Consider the following 18,768-nt stretch of genomic DNA (forward strand, 5'->3'; position numbering starts at 1 on the left):
GCGGTGCTCCCCGCGCCGTTCGGTGTTGCCCCCCCCTGGGGCTCCCCCGTGTTGACTCCCCCCGTTTTTCTGGCCCCGCCCCCCCCCCCCCCCCCCGCGCGCCCCCCCGCCCCCCCCCCCCCCCCCCCCCCGCTCCCACATTCGTCAGATGACTTGCGTATGAACATCGATCTAAAAGAAATGACCCAGCTTGCGGCCGCCTTCCGCGACCTGTTCAAGGGCTACCACATCTCGCGCAGCGAGCCAGAGTGCTACGCCCAGTTGTCCAGCATGCAGGATCAGTATCGTGCACTGTTCCGCGCCCTCGGCTTCGAGCTGGTGTGCGACCCGCGCGGCTTCTACTACTTCGTGCCCGAGCAGGTCGCCCCGCAGGTTAACAAGACCGCCCAACGCCTGGCGCTGTTCACCTTCATCCTCGTCGAGCACCTGGCCGACCAGGGCCGCGACCCGCTCTCCGTACTCGACGGCGGCAGCATCGGCCGTGACGAGCTGCCGGCGCTGCTGGAGAAGTACCGCGACCTGTTCCTGCAGGCCGAGGTGACCACCTTCGAGGAGCTGGAAGACAAGATCATCCGCCGTCTCGTGCAGCTTGGTTTCGCCGAGGACAGCAACGGCGTGTACCGCTTCCTGCCGCCGATGCATCGTTTCCTCGACGTCTGCCTGTCGGTGCAACACGACCGCGACCTGGCTGCCAGCCTGCACAGCAGCGACCTGCCGTTGCCGGCGCCGGTGTTGCTGGACGATGACGGCGACGCCGATCCGCTCGAAGCAGTGGACGCTGAAGAATCCGAGGAAGATGCCCTGGCCCGCGCCATGGCCGAAGAACGCGCCGCACAGGAGATGGACGCATGAGCCAGGAACGCTACGGCATCCGCCGCTTCGCCCTGTTGAACACCGCCGGCTACAGCCTCGGCCTGTTCCCGCTGGAAAACCCGCTGTCGGTCTACGGCGCCAACAACCTGGGCAAATCCGCCTCGATCAACGCCCTGCAGTTCCCGATCCTGGCGCGCATGTCGGACATGAGCTTCGGCAAGTACAGCCTGGAAGCCTCGCGCAAGTTCTACTTTGCCTCGGACACCAGCTACATCCTCGTCGAAGTTGCCCTGCCCCACGGCCCGCATGTGATCGGTGTGGCCGGTCGCGGCCCGGGCGGCGGCGTCGGCCACCAGTTCTTCGCCTACGCCGGTGAGCTGGATCTGGAGCATTACCAGAGCAACGGCACCTGCCTGCGTCAGCGCGAGCTGTTCAAGAACCTCGGCCAGGCCGGCATCACCGCCTACGAGCTGAAGCCCGACGAACTGCGGCGCCTGCTGGTCGGCGGTCACACCAGCATCCCGCTGGATCTGACCCTGATCCCGCTGCGCTCGACCAGCGAGCAGAGCCTGAAGACCTTCCGCGCTCTGTTTATCAACCTCCTCCATATGAGGGAGATCACCGCGGCGAAATTGAAGCAGTTGTTCCTCGATGCCTTCGAGCACAGCCTGCGCTCGGGCAGCGTCGACTATATCGCCGCCACCGAGGAAGCCTTCCGCGACGTGCGCCGCATGGAGCAGGACTACCAGGCCCTGGTGACTGCCGGCCCGCAGATCGAGGCACTGGCGGCCGGCGTTGGCCAGCGCGAACTGCTGCGCGGCAAGCTGCATCGCCTTTCGCCGCTGCTCGACAACCTGCTCGGCACCTGGCACGACTATGCCGATGCACGCAAGGAAGAGCTGGTGATCCAGGCCGAACACTACCGCAACGAGCAGGACGGTCTGCAGAACGAACAGCGTGGCGGCACCAGTGAGCTGATGCGCCTGGAGCGTGAGATCAGCGAAATCCAGCGCTGGCTGGGTGAGCTGTCGGTACTGAGGAACCGCTTCGCCCTGGTGGAAAACGCCAAGGTGCTGGAAGAACAATTGCTCGCCGCCAAGGATGCCCACGACGAACTGGCCGGCGCCCTGGCACAGTCGCGGCAGTTCTCCAGCGAAGACCTGGACGAGCGCCTGCGCGATCTGGGAAAACGCCTCAAGTCGGTCAAGCAGCAGCTCGACCACGCCGACAACAACAGCTACTCGCGCCTGCGTGAGGAGTTCAGCCAGGCCGACGTCGACCGCCTGATGCGCCTGTTCAACGGCCAGCTGTTCAGCCTGCCGCTCGGCGAGAAAGGCATCAAGGCCGACGGCGACGACTGGGTCAAGGCCGTCGAAGCCGTGCTGGATCGCTTCAAGGGCGACACCTTCGCCGTGCCGGGCCTGTCCATCGACCTCAGCCATATCGAACCGCCCGCCCTGCAGGCCCTGGCCGACCGCGCCGCCCTGCGCGACCAGAAGGATCGTCTGGAACGCGAGCTCAAGCAGCTCAAGACCCAGCAGTCGGTCGCCGCCGACCGCGCCGCCAGCAAGGCCCAGGCTGAGACGCTGTACCAGGCCGTGCTCGATGCACAGAAAGCCCTGGAAGACTTCCGCAAGAGCCAGACCCTGGCCGCCGAGGAACCGCAGAAGCTGGAGCGCCTGGCCGAACTGGAAGGCGCGCAGGACGAACTCAAGCGTGCCAGCGATGCCTTCGCCGAGCGCGTGCAGCAACTCTCCGCCAAGCTGCAACTGGTCGGCCGTCAACTGGCCGACCTGGAAGCCAAGGAGCGCACCCTGGAAGACGCCCTGCGCCGTCGCCAGTTGCTGCCAGCCGACCTGCCCTTCGGCACACCGTTCATGGACCCGGTGGACGACTCGCTGGACAACCTGCTGCCGCTGCTCAACGACTACCAGGACACCTGGCAGGCGCTGCAGCGCATCGACGGCCAGATCGAAGCGCTCTACGCCCAGGTACGCCTGAAGGGCGTTGCCAAGTTCGACAGCGAGGACGACGTCGAGCGTCGCCTGCAACTGCTGGTCAACGCCTATGCTCACCGCCAGGACGAAGCCCTGACCCTGGCCAAGGCGCGCCGTGCGGCGGTCACCGATATCGCCCGTACCCTGCGCAATATCCGCAGCGACTACGACAACCTCGAGCACCAACTGGCGCTGTTCAACCGCGAGATCAACAAGCGCCAGGTCTCCAACCTGCAAAGCTTCCGCATCGTCCTGGCACCGAACAAGGAAGCCCTGCGCCATATCGATCAGATCATCCACAGCGCTGGCCAGTACGAAGAGGGCGAGACCCTGTCGGTGTTCGACCTGTCGCAATCAGCCGATCAGGATGCGAAGAACGAAGAGGCCAAGGACTATCTGTCACGCTTGGTCGCCGCCAACGGCAACCAGCTGGGCCTGAAGGATCTGTTCGAACTGGCTTTCGAGATCACCAAGGTGCATGGCCAGCCGATCATCCACACGGACATCGATGGTGCCGCCTCCAACGGCACCACCATGACCATCAAGGCGCTGACCAATATGTACCTGTTGCTGCACCTGATGGATCGTGAGCAGGCCGGACGCGTGCGTCTGCCCTACTACCTCGACGAGGCGGCGGACATCGACGAGCGTAACCAGCAGGCCCTGATCGAAACCAGCCTGCAGCTCGGCTTCGTGCCGATCCTTGCCTCGGTGAAACCGCAGGTCTCGGCCCACGTGGCCATCGACCTGGAAGGCGGCAGCGGCCCCAACGGCATCTATATCGACGAGGCGGACTGGAAGTTCATCAAGCCACGCGAAAGTGCCAAAGCCCAGGAGCCTGCGCAGGAGGAAACTGCCGAGCTGGCCTGACCCATCGCGGCTGAAGCCGCTCCTACGACCCACGCACGTGTAGGAGCAGCTGGGCGGCATTCCGCTTTAGCCGCGAGCTTTTATAGCCGCAAAAATGAAAGGGGCCGCTCACTGCGGCCCCTTTCGTTTCTATGATTGTCTTATCGCTCCAACACGATCTTCGGCGCCCAATCCAGCCATCCGTCAGCAGGCTCGTCGAACAGTGCAAACGTCTGCCCCGGCAATGCCGGTCCGCCCATCTCCGGATTGTTCGGAGTAGCGAAAGCAATACCGCCCTCGATCAAGGCCTCCAGCGACTCGGTGCGCACCTTCAGCCCCTTGAACAGGCCAGCATCGACACCGATACCACTGGCATTCCAGAAGCGGCTGCCCGAACGCACCAGCGGCGCATAGCGTGGCTCGATCAACACATGGATCAAAACACGATCCGAGGTCGGTCCCAACTCGAAATCCACCACCTTGCCCACCGGCACCTCGCGGTAGCTGACGATCACCCCTGGCTTGATCGACCCCCGCCGTGGCGCGCTCAGCACCAGGCGCAAGCCTTCCTCGCGCACAGCCTGGTTCGGCGGACTGGTCAGGGCGGTGAACTCGGTACGGCGGGCGCCTTTCTGCGCCGACAACTGCACCTCCAGATACTGACCGCTGACCAGCGTACCGAGGTTAGCGGTACGAGTCAGACTCAGCTCCGGCTTCACCACCCAGAACTGCGTGCCCTCACGGGCGATCTGCTCCGCCGCCTGGGTGATACGCACATTGAGCATCACCGCCTGCAAGTCATCGGTCAGGCTAAGGTTCTCGACCTTGCCTACCTCCAGCCCCTTGTAGCGCAGCAGCGTGCCCGGCTGCAGGCCATCGCCATCGGCCACGCGTATGGTGATCTGCTGACCCAACTGCAAGGCACTGTCGCGATCAGCGTGTAAAGCGAAGCGCTGCACTTGGCGATCCGACCTCGCCGCCTGCAGGTCAGGCGTCTCGAAAGCGATACCGCCCGCCAGTAGAGTCTGCAACGACTCGCTCTTGACCTCGACACCAGACAATCCACCCTTGAGGGTGATGCCGCTGGCATTCCAGAATCGCGTGGAAGTATTGACCAGGTGTACGTAGTCCGGCTCGATATGCACGCCCAGCACGACTTGGCTGTTGTCGCGGGCCAGTTGATAACTCTGCACCGAGCCCACCTTGAGCTGCTTGTAGAGCACCGGACTACCGACCTCGATAGAACCGAGCTGATCGGTGAACAGCACCAGATGCAGTCCCGGTGCCCCCAGATCCAAAGGCGGCGCCTTGCTCCGCGCGACAAAGTTGCGTGCCGGCGGATTGCCCTTTTCTCCCGGCCGCACAGCGATGTAGTTACCTTTGACCAACGCCTCCAGGCCGGTGATACCAGCCAGCGAAATGGAGGGTTTGACCACCCAGAAATCCGAGCCCTCCACCAGGTACTCTTCGGCCAGTGGATTGATCGTCAGCTCGGCCGTGGCGCTATTGAGGTCACGGTCAACCTTCATGGCTTTCAGCGAACCGACTTGGATGCCCTTGTACATGACTGGCGTTCGGCCTTCCTGCAACCCGTCAAAATCGCTGAGTCTCACGACGATCTTGATACCTGCCTGAGCCTCGTCGTAGTCCTCATAAAGCCGAAACGGCAGGGCTGGATCGGTGGGCGGGCTGTCCTTGCGATGCTCGGGTGTGGCAAAGGCGATACCGCCAGCGACGATGCTGGCCAATGACTCACTACGCAGTTTGAACCCGGAGAGGTCGGCATCGACGCTGATCCCGCTGGCATTCCAGAAGCGCGTATGTTTGCGCACCAGATGCGCATAAGCGGGTTCGATGAAGACCTTCACCTCAACGGTGTTCTGATCGTCACTGAGGATGTAGCTCTTCACTCGACCAACCTGGATCTGCCGATAAAAAACCGGACTGTCACGATTGAGCGAACCAAGCCGCTCAGCCTTCAGCGTGATATGCAACCCCGGGACATCGTCCCCCATGGGGGGCTCCTGAGCCAAAGCGGTAAAGCTATAGGTCGGCTCCCCCTCAGTAGCGGGGCTGAAGGTAATGTAGTTACCGGAAACCAGTGTCTCCAGACCGCTGATACCGGCCAGACTGACGTTGGGTTTGACCAGCCAAAAGCGAGTGCCCTCACGCAGATACTGCTCAAGCTCCTTATTGACCTCCAACTGAGCGACCACGCCGCGATTCTTACCGCTCTGATCAAGACTGGTGGCCGTTACCTTCCCCACCGCCATGCCCTTGTACATCAGCTCGGTCTTACCGGCCTGTATACCCTCGCCGCTGGCGAATATAAGCTCGACCTGAATGCCAGCGTCGCTGTATGCACGCCACGCCAACCAGCCGCCAATCAGCAGTGCAATAAGTGGCAGAACCCAGATGGCTGACCAGTTCGAAGCAGGACGCGTCTTGGCCAGAGGAAGGTCAGTCATGATCGGTTTCCGTGTTATCCCAGATAAGGCGGGGGTCGAAAGTCAGTGCAGCCAACATGGTCAGGATGACCACACTGGCAAAGGCGGCGGCACCAGCTCCAGCTTCGATACTGGCCAGGCTGCCAAAATTCACTATCGCCACCAGAATGGCGATGACGAATATATCCAGCATCGACCAACGGCCAATCCACTCGATGAAGCGGTACATCAGGATCCGTTGCTTGGCAGACATCGGTTGATGGCGCTGCACCGAATACAACAACAGGGTAATGCCCACCAACTTGAAGGTCGGCACCAGAATGCTGGCGATGAACACCACGGCAGCAATCGGCAGCATACCGAAGTGAATCAACTCAAGAACGCCCCCCATAATGGTTGAGGGCTCACCTTTACCGAGGCTGTTGACCGTCATGATCGGCAGCAGGTTGGCAGGGATGTAGAGAATCGCCGACGTCAGCAGCAAAGCCCAGGTCCTGATCAGGCTGTTGGGCCGACGGACATGAATCTGCCCACCACAACGACTGCAGTACTGGTGCTTGGCCGCGGTGTCGGCTGGATTGAGTTGATGACACTCATGACAGACCAGCAATCCAGCCTCAATCGCCCGCATGGATATCCTCCCCGGACAAGGCTTCCCATATCTGATGCGGCGACATGGTGACCTCCAGCCAGACCTGCACCAGCAACAGCGCGATGAAACAGAACAGGCCAAGACCAAGACTCAGGTCAGCCATATCCATGAGTTTCACCATCGCCACCAGGATGCCCATCAGATAAACCTCGAGCATTCCCCACTCACGCATGTGATGGTAGATCCGGTAGAGCAACAATCCGTAGCTACGGCCAAAGTCGATGCGAATACTGAGCAGCACCAGCAACTGACAAAGTAGCTTGAGCAATGGCACTGCCATGCTGCATAGAAACACCACCACGGCGATGCCCTGCATACCGCTTTCATACAGCCCGATGACACCGCTCCAGACGGTGTCCTGCGAGGTCTGCCCCAGCAGGTTGAGTTGCATGATCGGCAGGAAGTTGGCCGGGACATAGAGCAGCAGAGCCGTCAGCACCAAGGCCAGGCTGCGCCGAACCACATGGTGACGGTGGCTGAACAACTCATAACCACAACGCGGGCACTCGGCGCTCTCGCCATCCTGCAACACCGGCTTGCGCATCAACAGATCGCACTCATGGCATGCGACCAACTGCTCGATCGGCAGGGATGACAAGGAAGATTCGGGCGGCGAGTCAGACATGAAAGTCCCCAGCGGAATTCGCGCATTCTACCCGAGCAAAGCCAGACGCCGACATCCCGTAGGATGCGCCATGTGCGCCGAACAAGCCGCAAATATCCAGGGCCTTGGTGCGCATGGCGCATCCTACGGGCATGTAGCACCAATGAAAAAGGCGACCTTGTGGGTCGCCTTTTTCATATCGCTTTCCGTCAGGGCCGGTGTGGGCGCGAGAGGAATTCGTGCGATTGCATTTCCAGCAGGCGGCTCAGCGTGCGCTGGAACTCGAAACTCAGGCGACCGCCGGTGTAGAGATCCTTGAGCTCCACTTCCGCGGAGATGATCAGTTTGACGTTACGGTCGTAGAACTCGTCCACCAGGTTGATGAAGCGCCGCGCCATGTCGTCCTTGGCCACGCTCATCTGCTCGACGTTGGCGAGGATCACCGCATGGAAGATCTTGCCCAGTTCGATGTAGTCATTCTGGCTGCGCGGGCCGTCGCACAGCTCACGGAATTCGAACCAGGCCACGTCTTCGCAGACCCGCACGGCGTGGATCGCGCGGTTCTCGATCATCAGCGCCTCGTTCTCCACCATGTGGGTGCAGTCCGGCAACAGGCTGCGGAAGCTGGTCAGCAGACTATCCTCGGCAGCTGGGCCGAGCGGGAAGTGGAACAGCTCAGCCTGTTCCAGCGCGCGCAGACGGTAGTCGACGCCACTGTCGACGTTGACGATGTCGGTGTGCTGCTTGAGCAGGGCGATGGCCGGCAGGAAGCGCGCGCGCTGCAGGCCGTCCTTGTACAGGCCGTCCGGCACAATGTTGGACGTGGCCACCAGGGAAACGCCGTTCTTGAACAGCTCTTCCATCAGCGTGGCGAGAATCATGGCATCGGTGATGTCGCTGACGAAGAACTCGTCGAAGCAGATCACCCGCGCCTCGTCGGCGAAACGCTTGCCGATGATGGTCAGCGGGTTTTTCTCGCCCTTGAGGGTCTTCATCTCCTCGTGCACACGCTTCATGAAGCGGTGGAAGTGCGTGCGCATCTTCTGCTCGAACGGCAGCGCATCGAAGAAGGTGTCGACCAGGTAGGTCTTGCCGCGCCCGACACCACCCCAGAAATACAGGCCCTTGACCGGCCCCTGCGGCTTCTTGCCGAACAGCTTGCCCATCAACCCGGATTTGCTCTGGTCGCGCGCAATCAGCTCGTCGTACAGACGCTGCAGATGGCGGACAGCATTTTCCTGGGCCGCATCATGGAAGAAGTCGGGCCGCTTGAGATCGGCCTGATAACGCTCTAAGGGGGTCATGATTCGTTAGCCGGGCAAGTAAAAACGGGGGCGTCACTTTAGCGACGCCCCCGTTGATTGGCAATCTTGCCGTGGGCGGCAACCGCCGCCCGGTATGAACCGGCCATCTCACTCCTGCGGCGCTAACGCCTCACGCAGACGGGCGATGGCATCTTCCAGCGCCTGACCGTCAGCGAACTCGGGGCTGCTGGCCACGCTCTCGCCATCGATCCATACCGCGAACACCTGGCCTTCGACGCGCACATCCAGAGGTTCGCCGGATTGCAGGCGTTTATTGATCATTCCGGCCGACTTGCCATCGGCGAAGGATTTCGACAGCAGCAGTTGCTCGCCATCGGCATCCAGCAGACGGAAGCGGAAGCTGCCATCTTCATCGCGGAAGCTGACGAAGCGGGCGCTCTTGGCGGCTTTCTTCTTCTCGCCAGTAGCGACTTGCACCTGCTCGCGGAACGAACGCAGGCCCACCGCCTCGCGCAGCTCGCCAAGGAACGGCGTGGCGATCTTGCGCGCCTTGGCGGCGCCGGCAAGGAGAATATCTTCCAGGTCGGCCGGCCGAGCGATCAGCGCGTTGTAGCGCTCGCGCGCCTCGCCCAGGGTGTCTTCGAGCAGCTGGTACAGGCGATTCTTCGCCTCGCCCCAGGCCAGGCCGCCTTCCAGCTCGGCACGGAATTCGGCCTGCTGCGCGTGGCTGGCGAAGGCCTGGTACAGGGTGAACAGGTGCGAACCCTCGGCATCCTTCGGCTCGCCGGGTAGCTTGGAGTCGGTGACGATGCGCGCCACGGCGTCCTTGAGCTGCTTGGCAGTGCCGAACAGCGGGATGGTGTTGTCGTAGCTCTTGCTCATCTTGCGCCCATCGAGACCTGGCAACGTCGCCACTTCCTCCTCGATCACCACCTCGGGCAGGACGAACAGGTCCTTGCCCTTGCCAAACAGGTGATTGAAGCGCTGGCCGATGTCGCGCGCCATCTCCACGTGCTGAATCTGGTCGCGACCAACCGGCACCTTCTGCGCGTTGAACATCAGGATGTCCGCGGCCATCAGCACCGGGTAGCTGAACAGGCCCATGGTCACGCCGGCGTCCGGGTCCTCACCAGCTTCAACGTTCTTGTCCACCGAAGCCTTGTAAGCGTGGGCACGGTTGAGCAGGCCCTTGCCGGCGACGCAGGTGAGCAGCCAGCACAGCTCGGGAATCTCGGGGATGTCGGACTGGCGGTAGAAGGTCGCCTTGTCGGTATCCAGCCCAAGCGCCAGCCAGGTGGCCGCGATTTCCAGACGCGAACGCTGGATGCGCGCCGGGTCATCGCACTTGATCAGCGCGTGGTAGTCGGCGAGGAAGTAGAAGGAGTCCATCTGCGGGTCGCGACTGGCAACGATGGCCGGACGGATGGCGCCGGCATAATTGCCCAGGTGCGGCGTGCCGGTGGTGGTGATACCGGTAAGGATACGGGTGGTCATAGTAATTCGCTTGTCTTGCTGCAATGACGTGGTAGGCCTTCATTTGCCGTCACTCCCGCGAAGGCGGGAGCCTAGGTGCTGCGGCCCTCTGGGTTCCCGCCTGCGCGGGAATGACGGTTTTTTATAAACGCGGCAGAAGGATGTCCTTCAAGTCCGTCAGCTTGCCGTGAAAAAAGTGACCGCATTCTGCCACTTTCAGCAGCTCGTGGGCACGCCCGAGATTGGCCGACCAGTCGTACACGGCCTGTGGCTCGACCACCTCGTCGGCATCAGGCTGGATCACCACCAGCGGGCACTGGCTGGCCGGCGGTGCCTCGGCAGTCAGACGATGCACCGCCGGCGCCACCATGAACAACTTGCTCGGTACCTGGCCTTGCGCCTCCAGGCGCGCGCCCAGCGCTGCGGCGACGAAGCCGCCGAAGGAGAAACCCAGCAGCGTGACAGGCAGGTTCGGGTATTCCTCCTTGAGCCAGGCGGCGACGGCTTCGGCGTCGTCGACCTCGCCGGTGCCCATGTCATGGCTACCGACACTGGCGCCGACGCCGCGATAATTGAATCGCAATGTGTGATAACCACAGTCACGCCCGGTGCGCTGCAGCGTGCTCACCACCTTGTTGAGCATGGTACCGCCCTGCACCGGATTGGGATGGCAGACCAGCGCCACACCTCGGGCGTCCGGCACTTCCAGCAGAAGGGCTTCGAGTTGACCCACCGGGCCTTGAATGAAAAGAGGGATTTCGCGACTGAGCAACACTGAACTCCGTGACCCCGCAACGGGTCGACTCGTCTAGCAAACTGCCTGCGAGGTAAACGTATACAGCGCAGGTTCGAGCCGCTAACGTAAAGCAAAGCCGTTTTGAGAGGAAGGACTCGTGGAACAGACCGTTACAGCCTGGTTGATACCCGCCCTGACCCTGGTGGTCGGCATCGCCGTGGGCTTTCTGCTCGCCCGCCTGGCCCCCAATGCTGCACCGGGCCGTACGCAGCGGCAGATGGATGAAATGCAGGCACGCTTCGAGGCCTACCAGAGCGAAGTGGTGACCCACTTCAACACCACCGCCAGCCTAGTGAAGAAACTCACCCAGAGCTATCAGGACGTGCAGGAGCACCTGTCCGACGGCGCCAACCGCCTGGCCCTGGACGAGCTGACTCGTCAACGCCTGCTGGCCACCCTGAATAGCACCGAGACAGGCGAGAAGCGCGAGCGCCTGACCCCGCCGAAGAACCACGAAATGCCCAAGGACTACGCGCCGAAAAGCGACGGCCCCGGCATGCTGGATGAGAGCTACGGGCTGAAGAAGTAACCCGCCAGCCAGAAACACCGAGCCCCGCGATTGCGGGGCTTTTTATTGGGCGCGGTTGTGGGCTACGCGGGACGGTAGGAGCGAATTCATTCCCGATCATCGTAAGCCCATATCGCGAATGAATTCGCTCCTACAAAAGACACCCCACAAACGAAGAGCCCCGCTAATAAGCGGGGCTCTCCATGCAGCATCGCGAATGTTAGATCGCGCCGCCACTACGCAGCAGATCCAGCACCGCCTTGACGCCCTCGTCGACCGACTGGGACTGGGTGTCGATCACCAGATCGGCATCCAGCGGCACGTCGTAAGGGAAGCCCTCGCCTGGGATGTTGTCACCACCGGCCGCGTACAGCCCCTGCGGATCACGTTCGGCGCAAATCTGCGGCGACGCCTGCACATAAACGGTCAGCGCACGCTCACGACCGATCAGCAGCTTGGCCTGCTCACGCCCTTCTGCATCCGGGGCGACGAAGGCGGCCAGGGCAATCATCCCGGCTTCGTTGAACTGACGCGCCACATGCGCGGCACGACGCCAGTTCTCGGCGCGGCCTGCGCGATCCTGCGGCAGCCCCTTGTTGAGATCGTGGCGCAGATTCTGGCCATCGAGCACGTACACCGCGCGGCCCATGTCGAACAGCTTGCGCTCCACGGCATAAGCCAGGGTGCTCTTGCCGGCACCGGAGAGGCCCGTGAACAGCACGGTGGCCGGTTGCTGGCCGAAGCGCGAAGCACGCTCCTCGGTCGACACGTGCGCCAGACGGCCATGCTGACCACCACCATGGGCGACCGGAGCGGCGATGATCATGCCGGCACCGACGGTACCGTTGGTCAGGCGGTCGATGATGATGAAGGCACCCGTGGTGCGGTTGTATTCGTAACCATCCAGGGCGATCGGCGCATCCAGCGCCACCTTGACCCGGCCGATTTCGTTGAGTTTGAGCTCGCTGGCCGCGCCCTGCTCCAAGGTGTTCACATCGACGCGATGAACGATGCTCGGGATCGAGCCCGGCACGTAACTGGTGGCGCGTTTGATGTCGTATTTCTTGCCCGGCAGCATCGGCTCCTCGCCCATCCATACCAGCATGGCCTCGAAGCTGTCGGTGACCTGCGGACGGTTGTCGGCATGCACCAGCATGTCGCCGCGCGACACGTCGATCTCGTCTTCCAGGGTCAGAGTGATGGCCTGGCCCGGACCAGCCTGCTCCAGCTCACCCTCGAAGGTAACGATGGATTTGACCCGGCTGCTCTTGCCCGACGGCAAGGCCAGTACCTCGTCGCCCTTGCGCACGATGCCGCTGGCCAGAGTACCGGCGAAGCCACGGAAGTTCAGGTTCGGACGGTTGACGTACTGCACCGGGAAGCGCAGGTCATCGAAGTTGCGGTCGCCAGCGACTTCGACGGTCTCGAGAATTTCCATCAGCGACTGGCCGGTGTACCAGGGCGAGCGCTCGGACTTGTTGACCACGTTGTCGCCCTTGAGGGCCGACATCGGCACGAACTCGAGGGTGGTCGGACGCAGGTCGATCTTCTCGGCGAAGGCCAGGTAGTCGGCCTTGATCTGCTCGAACACGCCCTGATCGAAGTCCTTGAGGTCCATCTTGTTGACCGCGACGACGATATGCTTGATGCCCAGCAAGGATGCGATGAAGCTGTGGCGCTTGGTCTGGGTCTGCACGCCGTAACGGGCGTCGATCAGGATGATCGCCAGGTCGCACGTCGAGGCGCCGGTGGCCATGTTGCGCGTGTACTGCTCATGGCCGGGAGTGTCGGCGATGATGAACTTGCGCTTGGCGGTAGAAAAATAGCGGTAAGCCACATCGATGGTGATGCCCTGCTCGCGCTCGGCCTGCAGGCCATCGACCAGCAGTGCCAGGTCGATGTCATCGCCGGTGGTACCGACTTTCTTCGAATCCTTGGTGATGGCTTCCAGATGATCTTCGTAGATCATCTTGGAATCATGCAGCAAACGGCCGATCAGCGTGCTCTTGCCGTCGTCGACGTTGCCACAGGTAAGAAAGCGCAGCAGTTCCTTGCGCTCGTGCTGGGCCAGGTAAGCGAGAATGTCCTGACCGATCAAATCGGATTGGTGACTCATGGTGCGCGATCCTCAGAAATAGCCCTGACGTTTCTTTTCTTCCATCGACCCGGCGGCGTCGTGATCGATCACGCGGCCCTGGCGTTCGGAAGTCCGGGTCAGGAGCATCTCCTGGATGATTTCGGGCAAAGTCAGTGCCGTGGACTCCACCGCGCCGGTCAGCGGGTAGCAGCCAAGGGTACGGAAACGCACCATCTTCTTGGTGATGCGCGCCTTCTCTTCATCGGACAGGTGCTCGAGGATGCGCTCGTCGTCGATCATGATCAGCGTGCCGTTTTTCTCGATCACTTCGCGCTCGGCAGCGAAGTACAGCGGCACGATTGGAATCTGCTCCAGATAGATGTACTGCCAGATGTCCAGTTCGGTCCAGTTCGACAGCGGGAAGACGCGGATCGACTCGCCCTTCTTGACCTTGCCGTTGTAAACGTTCCACAGCTCCGGGCGCTGGTTCTTCGGGTCCCAGCGGTGCTTGCTGTCGCGGAAGGAGTACACGCGCTCTTTAGCGCGCGACTTTTCTTCGTCGCGGCGCGCGCCACCGAAGGCGGCGTCGAAACCGTACTTGTCCAGCGCCTGCTTGAGGCCTTCGGTCTTCATCACATCGGTGTGCTTGGCACTGCCGTAGGTGAAGGGGTTCATGTCCTGCGCCACACCATCGGGGTTGATGTGGGTGATCAGATCCAGGCCCATCTCGCTGACCATCTTGTCGCGAAAGCTGTACATCTCTTGGAATTTCCAGCGGGTGTCGACGTGCATCACCGGAAACGGCAGTTTGCCTGGGAAGAATGCCTTGCGGGCCAGATGCAGCATCACGGCTGAATCCTTACCGATGGAATAGAGCATCACCGGGTTATCGAATTCGGCGGCCACTTCACGAATGATGTGGATGCTTTCCGCCTCCAGCTGCTTGAGATGGGTCAATTTGTCGAGCATGGCTACTCACGGATTGCTGTTATGGGGCCGGCGGGCCGTGGACGAGCGCGCACTCTACCACAGCACCTGCTTATACTCAGGGCGCCGGTTAGATCGAAACGTTCTAGTGTTATGCCTGCCCGTCTGGATGATTCAGACGGGATTGGGGCAGTCGATGAACAGGTGCTCGAGGGCGAAACGACGTGCCAGATAATCGCCCAGTGCCTGCACGCCATAGCGCTCGGTGGCATGATGGCCCGCGGCGATGAAGCTCACGCCATTCTCGCGCGCACTGTGGAAGGTCTGCTCCGAGGCTTCGCCGGTCAAGTACAGGTCGACCCCGGCCGCCACAGCCTGGTCGATGTAGCCCTGCCCACCACCGGTGCACCAGCCGACGCGACGGATCAGCCCTTCGCCCTCCACCAGCAGCGGCTCACGCCCGAGCACCTGCTGCACGTGGCGGGCGAAATCGACGGCGCTCATGGGCTCGGTCAGCGAGCCGACGAGGCCAACGGTACGCGGGTTTTCCGGCTCCAACGGCCCTTCGACGACGATGCCCAGCTGCCGTGCGAGCTGCACGTTGTTGCCCACCTCGGGGTGCACATCCAATGGCATGTGATAGGCCAGCAGGCTGATGTCGTTGGCCAGCAGCGCTTTCAGGCGACGCTGCTTCATGCCAGTGACACAGGGGTTCTCACCCTTCCAGAAATAGCCGTGATGCACCAGCAGCACATCGGCCTCGGCCTCGATCGCAGCCTCGATCAGCGCCTGACTGGCGGTAACGCCGCTGACGATGCGGCGGACCTGCGGGCGACCCTCGACCTGCAGGCCATTGGGGCAGTAATCACTGATGCGCGACGCATTAAGAAAAGCGTCAGCTTCTTCCACTAGCGTGGTCAGGGCAATGGCCATGAAGATTCCTCACAAGCTGTTGCGGGCCGCTGCCTAATTGGCGAGCACCTCATTATAATGCGCCACCTTAAGGGCCGGATTTGGCCCCCGCAACCCTCAGGATTGTCTCGATGCCCCAGGCACTGCGTTTTCTCGGTTGGCCCCTGCTGGTTGGCGTGCTGCTCGCACTCCTGCTGATCCAGCGCTACCCGGAATGGGTGGGTTTGCCACGCCAGGAAGTGCAACTGGTGCAGGCCCCGCTCTACAGCCGCCTGCAGGAAGGCCCGGTATCCTACGCCGAAGCCGTCGACACCGCCTCGCCTGCAGTGGCCAACCTGTACACCACCAAGCTGGTGAGCAAACCAACCCATCCGCTGTTCGAAGACCCGACCTTCCGCCGCTTCTTCGGTGACAACCTGCCCCGTCAGCAGCGCATGGAATCGAGCCTGGGTTCGGCCGTGCTGATGAGCCGTGAAGGCTACCTGCTGACCAACAATCACGTGGTCAGCGGTGCCGACCAGATCGTCGTCGCCCTCAAGGATGGCCGCGAAACCCTGGCACGGGTGATCGGTAACGACCCGGAAACCGACCTCGCAGTCTTGAAGATCGACCTGCCCAATCTCCCGGCGATCACCCTCGGGCGCTCCGACAGGATTCGCATCGGCGATGTCACCCTGGCCATCGGCAACCCCTTCGGCGTAGGCCAGACCGTGACCATGGGCATCATCAGCGCCACCGGGCGCAACCAGCTGGGCCTCAACACCTACGAAGACTTCATCCAGACCGATGCGGCAATCAACCCGGGCAACTCCGGCGGTGCGTTGGTCGATGCCCACGGCAATCTGGTCGGCATCAACACCGCGATCTTCTCCAAGTCCGGCGGCTCGCAGGGCATCGGCTTCGCCATACCGGTGAAACTCGCGATGGAAGTGATGCAGGCGATCATCGAGCATGGCCAGGTGATTCGCGGCTACCTCGGCGTCGAGGTGCAACCACTGACGCCGGAACTGGCCGAGTCCTTCGGCCTCGATGGCCGCCCTGGCATTGTCGTCGCCGGGGTCTATCGCGACGGTCCGGCACAGAAAGCCGGCCTGCAGCCTGGCGACCTGATTCTCAGCATCGACGGCGAAGCGGCCAGCGACGGCCGGCGTTCGATGAACCAGGTAGCGCGCACCAAGCCTGGCGACAAGATTCGCATCGAGGTACTACGCAACGGCAAATCGCTGGAACTGAGCGCCGAGATCGGCATTCGCCCTCCCGTTAACGGCAATTGATCGGCGAGCATTTTCAAGTGGGAACTTTTCTCGATCGAAGTTATTGTAATGTTATTACATTAATCACAATCATCCGGAGACTCCCCCTTGCGTGTCACTACCGCCTTGCTTGCCGGCAGCCTGTTAACACCCTGCGCTCTTGCCACCGAATCTCCAGCCCAACTGGCTGACAGCATCATCAGCGCCCCCGGTGAACAAGCCGACGGGCCAGTGCAGGGCTACCGCGCCAAACGTTCATCCAGCGCCACCCGTACCGACACGCCAATCAGCGAGATTCCCCAGGCCATCAGCGTAGTCCCCGCCCAGGTGCTAGACGATCTCGGCAGCAGCCGTATCGACCGCGCCCTGGATTTCGCAGGCGGCGTCTCGCGGCAGAACAATTTCGGCGGCCTGACATTTCTCAACTACAGCGTGCGTGGCTTCACCACTGGTGAGCTGTATCGCAACGGCTTCGCCATCAACCGCGGCAGCTACAGCTCGCCGGACGCATCAGCCATCGAGCGTCTGGAAGTGCTCAAAGGACCGGCCGCCGCTCTCTACGGCCGCGGCGATCCCGGCGGGCTGGTCAACATCGTCACCAAGCGCCCGCAACTGGAGCCCTTCACTCAGTTCAAAGCCAGCGCCGGGCGCTGGGATCGCTACCGCAGCAGTCTCGACGTCAACACACCGCTGAACGAGGACGGCACCCTGCTTTCGCGGGTCAACCTGGCAGTCGAAGACAACGGCAGTTTTCGCGATCACGTTGGCAACCAGCGACAGATCATCAACCCGACCTTCAGTTGGCAGCTGTCGCCCGACACCCTGCTGATGATCGACAGCGAATTTTCCCGCACCGGCTCGGTGTTCGACCGTGGCATTCCCGCCGTCGACGGCAAGATGGGCGCAGTCAAGCACTCGACCTTTCTCGGCGAGCCCAACGACGGCAAGATCCGCAACGACAACCAGCTGCTGCAGGTCAGCCTCGAGCACTACCTTAACGATGCCTGGAAACTGCGCCTGGCCAGCCATTACAGCCAGGGCACGCTGGACGGCAACAGCTCCGAACCATCGCGCCTGGTTGGCGATCAGGTCACGCGCTTCTATCGCGAGCGCAGCTTCGAATGGAATGACAGCATCACCCAGGCCGAGCTGCATGGGCAGTTCGAACTGGCCGGTTGGCAACATCAGACGCTACTTGGGCTGGAATACGAGAACTATCGCAACAGCCAGAAGTACCCGCAAAGCGTTACCGGCCTGGGCTACGGCCAGGACATCTACAACCCGATCTATGGTCAGCCCAAGCCGCCTATTATCAATAGCAACGATTTCCACGAGCACACCGAAAGCTACGCCCTCAACCTGCAGGATCAAATCAGCTTCAACGAGCGCTGGAGCGGCCTACTCGGCGTGCGTCTGGAGCGTTTCGAGCAAACCGCACTGAACCGCAGTACCCGCGTCAGCAACGAGCAGAGCAAGGATGTCGCTACCCCGCGCGCCGGCGTGCTCTATCAACTGACGCCAGAGGTCGGCGTGTTCGCCAATGCCTCGATGTCGTTCAAGCCCAACACCATCGGCGCCCAGGGGCAGGTATTCAAACCGGAGAAAGGCCTCGGCTATGAAACCGGCCTCAAGCTCGACCTGCTCGACAGCCGCCTCGGCGCCACCGTGGCACTGTTCCATATCGACAAGGAAAACGTGCTGACTGCCGACCCGAACAACCCCGGCGACAGCATCGCCGCCGGCAAGGCGCGCAGCCAGGGTCTGGACCTGCAGGTCAGCGGCCAGCTCACCGATGCCCTACGTGTGATCGGCGCCTACGCCTACATCGATGCTGAGGTGACCAAGGACAACAGCATTCCCGAAGGAAGTGACCTGCTCGGCATCGCCCGCAACAGCGCCAGTTTGATGAGCGTCTACCAGTTCCAGGGTGGCTCGCTGCAGGGCTCGGAACTCGGCGCAGCAGTCAACTACGTCGGTGATCGCTCCGGGCAGACCGGCAGCGATTTCGAGCTGCCAGCTTATACCACGGTCGATCTGCTGGCGCGCTGGCAGGCCACCAAGGACCTGAACCTGGGCCTGAACCTCAACAACCTGTTCGATCGCAACTACTACGAGCGCTCGTTCAACAACGTCTGGGTAATGCCCGGCGACCCTCGCAATCTCAGCGTCAGCCTGACCCTCAACCTTTGAATCGG

Annotated in this window: 14 protein-coding genes; 5 read left to right on the forward strand and 9 right to left on the reverse strand. The window is 62.0% G+C overall.

All coding sequences use genetic code 11. The features are described from left to right. The first annotated feature begins 159 nt into the window (after nt 1-159). A complete protein-coding gene (gene mksE, locus EGJ86_RS01655) occupies nt 160-852 on the forward strand; it encodes an Mks condensin complex protein MksE (protein WP_125833720.1) in 693 nt (230 codons plus the stop codon). After that, entirely contained in the window at nt 849-3,680 is a 2,832-nt protein-coding gene (gene mksF, locus EGJ86_RS01660; RefSeq protein ID WP_125833721.1) for an Mks condensin complex protein MksF, read from the forward strand. The genes mksE and mksF overlap by 4 nt, the downstream gene beginning before the upstream one ends. 140 nt (nt 3,681-3,820) lie before the next feature. Here the strand turns inward: mksF and EGJ86_RS01665 are convergent, their stop codons facing one another. The 6 genes from EGJ86_RS01665 to EGJ86_RS01690 all read right to left on the reverse strand — a co-directional run bounded on the left by EGJ86_RS01665 (nt 3,821) and on the right by EGJ86_RS01690 (nt 10,872). Then, the gene (locus EGJ86_RS01665) at nt 3,821-6,127 is read right to left on the reverse strand and encodes a PqiB family protein (protein ID WP_125833722.1); all 2,307 of its coding nucleotides are present in this window, start codon (nt 6,125-6,127) and stop codon (nt 3,821-3,823) included. Next, entirely contained in the window at nt 6,120-6,737 is a 618-nt protein-coding gene (locus EGJ86_RS01670) for a paraquat-inducible protein A (RefSeq protein ID WP_125833723.1), read from the reverse strand. The genes EGJ86_RS01665 and EGJ86_RS01670 overlap by 8 nt, the downstream gene beginning before the upstream one ends. Continuing rightward, nucleotides 6,724-7,383 (reverse strand): paraquat-inducible protein A, encoded by a 660-nt coding sequence (locus EGJ86_RS01675; protein WP_125833724.1) that lies wholly within the window; start codon nt 7,381-7,383, stop codon nt 6,724-6,726. Before EGJ86_RS01675 ends, EGJ86_RS01670 begins: the two co-directional genes overlap by 14 nt. Before the next feature lie 188 nt (nt 7,384-7,571). Further along, nucleotides 7,572-8,666 carry a cell division protein ZapE gene (zapE, locus tag EGJ86_RS01680; protein WP_125833725.1) on the reverse strand — a complete coding sequence of 365 codons (1,095 nt, stop codon included), beginning with the start codon at nt 8,664-8,666 and terminating at the stop codon, nt 7,572-7,574. Nucleotides 8,667-8,774: 108 nt separating this feature from the next. Then, the gene (locus tag EGJ86_RS01685) at nt 8,775-10,121 is read right to left on the reverse strand and encodes a tryptophan--tRNA ligase (RefSeq protein WP_125833726.1); all 1,347 of its coding nucleotides are present in this window, start codon (nt 10,119-10,121) and stop codon (nt 8,775-8,777) included. 121 nt (nt 10,122-10,242) lie between these two features. Then, nucleotides 10,243-10,872, reverse strand: a complete 630-nt coding sequence (locus EGJ86_RS01690) for an alpha/beta hydrolase (RefSeq protein ID WP_125833727.1) — start codon at nt 10,870-10,872, stop codon at nt 10,243-10,245. Between the two features lie 121 nt (nt 10,873-10,993). Here EGJ86_RS01690 and EGJ86_RS01695 point away from each other — a divergent pair, with 121 nt between their 5' ends. Next, on the forward strand, nt 10,994-11,425 hold the full coding sequence (locus tag EGJ86_RS01695) for a YhcB family protein (protein ID WP_099522471.1): 432 nt from the start codon (nt 10,994-10,996) through the stop codon (nt 11,423-11,425). 199 nt (nt 11,426-11,624) lie between these two features. On the opposite strand, the gene cysN is transcribed toward EGJ86_RS01695, so the two are convergent. The 3 genes from cysN to EGJ86_RS01710 form a co-directional block, all read right to left on the reverse strand. After that, entirely contained in the window at nt 11,625-13,520 is a 1,896-nt protein-coding gene (gene cysN / locus EGJ86_RS01700; RefSeq protein WP_125833728.1) for a sulfate adenylyltransferase subunit CysN, read from the reverse strand. Between the two features lie 12 nt (nt 13,521-13,532). After that, nucleotides 13,533-14,450, reverse strand: a complete 918-nt coding sequence (cysD, locus tag EGJ86_RS01705; RefSeq protein WP_099522473.1) for a sulfate adenylyltransferase subunit CysD — start codon at nt 14,448-14,450, stop codon at nt 13,533-13,535. A 132-nt stretch (nt 14,451-14,582) separates the two neighbouring features. Continuing rightward, nucleotides 14,583-15,341 (reverse strand): Nif3-like dinuclear metal center hexameric protein, encoded by a 759-nt coding sequence (locus tag EGJ86_RS01710; RefSeq protein ID WP_125833729.1) that lies wholly within the window; start codon nt 15,339-15,341, stop codon nt 14,583-14,585. A gap of 110 nt (nt 15,342-15,451) precedes the next feature. Here EGJ86_RS01710 and algW point away from each other — a divergent pair, with 110 nt between their 5' ends. Together algW and EGJ86_RS01720 are read left to right on the forward strand one after the other, a co-directional pair. Continuing rightward, nucleotides 15,452-16,594, forward strand: a complete 1,143-nt coding sequence (gene algW / locus EGJ86_RS01715) for a Do family serine endopeptidase AlgW (protein WP_099522475.1) — start codon at nt 15,452-15,454, stop codon at nt 16,592-16,594. An 87-nt stretch (nt 16,595-16,681) separates the two neighbouring features. Continuing rightward, a complete protein-coding gene (locus EGJ86_RS01720; protein ID WP_125833730.1) occupies nt 16,682-18,763 on the forward strand; it encodes a TonB-dependent siderophore receptor in 2,082 nt (693 codons plus the stop codon). Nucleotides 18,764-18,768: the final 5 nt, after the last annotated feature.

The sequence above is a fragment of the Pseudomonas sp. o96-267 genome (genome assembly GCF_003935465.1).
GTDB classification, from domain to species: domain Bacteria; phylum Pseudomonadota; class Gammaproteobacteria; order Pseudomonadales; family Pseudomonadaceae; genus Aquipseudomonas; species Aquipseudomonas sediminis.